This is a genomic window from Nonomuraea cypriaca (assembly GCF_015645445.1).
In the GTDB taxonomy this organism is placed as follows: Bacteria; Actinomycetota; Actinomycetes; order Streptosporangiales; family Streptosporangiaceae; genus Nonomuraea; species Nonomuraea cypriaca.
The window spans coordinates 1-2,071 of record NZ_JADOGI010000478.1 but is presented as its reverse complement, the minus strand read 5'-3'; the positions used below and the strand labels follow the sequence as shown (position 1 = coordinate 2,071).

Here is a 2,071-nt window from a genome sequence, read left to right as displayed (position 1 = left end):
GGCGGGCGGGTTCGGCTTCCCCCAGGCGGCGCCGCGCCGCGCCGCGCCCATTCTCAGAGCAGCTCGGCCTTGAGGGTGATCGTCGTGCCCGTCAGGGCCTTGCTGACCGGGCAGCCGGCCTTCGCCTTCTCTGCGGCCTCCTGGAACTGCTCGGCCGTGAGGCCGGGAACGTGCCCCTTGACCGTGAGCACGATGCCCGTGATGCCCTCGCCAGGCTGGAACGTCACGTCGGCGCTGGTCCGCAGCGACTCCGGCGGAGTGCCGGCACCGGCGAGCCCGTTGGAGAGCGCCATCGAGAAGCAGGACGAGTGGGCGGCCGCGATGAGCTCCTCGGGGGAGGTCTTGCCGTTGGCCGCCTCGGCCCTGGAAGGCCAGGAGACCTCGAACGTGGCGACGCCCGAGCTGTCGAGCGAGACGGTGCCCGAACCGTCGAACAGGGCGCCCTTCCACTCAGTGGTGGCGGTGCGGGTGGTGGCCATGACTGTGTGCTCCCTCCGTATCGGTGATCTGACCCTATCGCGGCGAACAAAGTCCGGTTGTCGGTCATCCAGCTCAACATTTGCCGCGAATAGTGACATGCTCGGGTCGCGGCGCACTCGCCGCCTTGGTCCGGATGAACACGGGAGCGTGGTGCCAGTGGAGGCACCGTACGACGACCGTCTGCTGCATCAGCGGGTGGTCGGCGGCGATGAGTCCGCGCTGGGCGAGGTCTACGACCGGCTCTCCTCGCTGATCTTCGGTCTCTCCCTGCGGGTCACCAGGGACCGGGTGATCGCCGAGGACATCACGCAGGAGGTGTTCCTGGTGTTCTGGGAACGCCCGCTGGCCTACGACCCGGACCGCGGGACGTTACGCGCGTGGCTCGCCACGATCGCCCACCGGCGCGCGGTCGACCACGTGCGCGCCGAGGAGCGCAGGCGGGTGTCTGCGCTGGGGCCCAGGCTGTTCGAGCGCGAACCTGCCAGACTGGAGGAGACCGTGCTCGCCGCCGACGAGGCCGCGCGCGTGCGGCAGGCGGTGGCGTCGCTGCCCGACGGGCTTCGGGAGGCGGTGGAGCTGGCGTACTTCGGTGGCAGGACCTATCGGCAGGTGGGCGAGGAACTGGGGGTGCCCGAGGGCACGGCCAAATCGCGCATCCGGCTGGCGCTCAGGCGTCTGGCGGACGCGCTGGCAGAGGAAGAGGTGTGATGGACCCCGTCGAGCGTCTCTATCTGGACGCGATGATGGAGGACCCGGCGGAGCCGGCCCGCTCATTGCGCCCTCAGCTCCTGGCCGGGGCCAGGGCCCGGCGCAGGCCGGCCGCCCCCACGGCGGACTGGGCGCAGCCGTACGCGGGCCGCGTGGCCGCGATGGACGCGTTGCTGGCCGCCGCGGTCGAGGACGACTGGTCACGGGTCATCGTCGAGGGCTGGACGCTCCAGGAGCTGGTCGCCCACCTGGCCGCCAAGGACGGCCTCGTGGCCGCCGCCGTGGGAGCTCCCGTCCTGGGGCCGCCCCTCGGGGCGACGGACTCGGCGAGCCGTACACGGGACGTACAGGCGTACGAGCTCGCCCGCAGCCCCGAGCAGACGCGAAGGGACTGGCGGGCCCAGGCCGACGCCCTGTGCCGTCACCTGGCGGACCTGCCCCCGACGACCCTCGCCACCATGGACGGCCTCGAGTCGGCCGTGCGCGATCACATCCTGGCCAGGGGTCTGGAGACCTGGGTCCACACGGACGACGCGGCGAAGGCCGCCCGGATCAACCTCCCCAAGCCGATGCCCGGCCACATCCGTCCGACGGCCGACCTGTGCGCCCGCCTCCTGCCGTGGACGATGCTCCTGTCCGGTCTCGACGGCGCCGGCCGTACACTCCGGCTCACGCTGACCGGCGACGGCGGGGGCGAGTGGCTCCTGCCGCTGGGCGTCGAGGACGAGGCCCCGGGCAGCCCGGACGCGTACATCACGGCGGACGTGGTCGAGTTCTGCTTCCTGCTGGGCGGCAGGGGGGACCCGGCGGACTTCACCGCGGCCGTGTCAGGCGACCTGTCCCTGGCCAGAGACATCCTCACCACCGCCCCCGCCCTCTCTGG

Annotated in this window: 3 protein-coding genes; 2 read left to right on the top strand and 1 reads right to left on the bottom strand. The window is 72.2% G+C overall.

Features of this window, described 5'->3' with window-relative positions:
- Nucleotides 1-53: 53 nt before the first annotated feature.
- The gene (locus tag ITP53_RS55000; protein WP_195903423.1) at nt 54-479 is read right to left on the bottom strand and encodes an OsmC family protein; all 426 of its coding nucleotides are present in this window, start codon (nt 477-479) and stop codon (nt 54-56) included.
- 151 nt (nt 480-630) lie between these two features.
- On the opposite strand from ITP53_RS55000, the gene ITP53_RS54995 reads away from it, so the two are divergent.
- The gene (locus ITP53_RS54995; RefSeq protein WP_207757759.1) at nt 631-1,188 is read left to right on the top strand and encodes a sigma-70 family RNA polymerase sigma factor; all 558 of its coding nucleotides are present in this window, start codon (nt 631-633) and stop codon (nt 1,186-1,188) included.
- Nucleotides 1,188-2,071: maleylpyruvate isomerase family mycothiol-dependent enzyme (locus ITP53_RS54990; RefSeq protein WP_195903421.1), on the top strand; the 884-nt coding region annotated here is incomplete at its 3' end. The genes ITP53_RS54995 and ITP53_RS54990, both read left to right, overlap by 1 nt.

Coding starts and splice junctions, on each gene's coding strand:
- ITP53_RS55000 (WP_195903423.1), bottom strand. CDS start 479: ATGGCCACCACCCGCACCGCCACCACTGAGTGGAAGGGCGCCCTGTTC.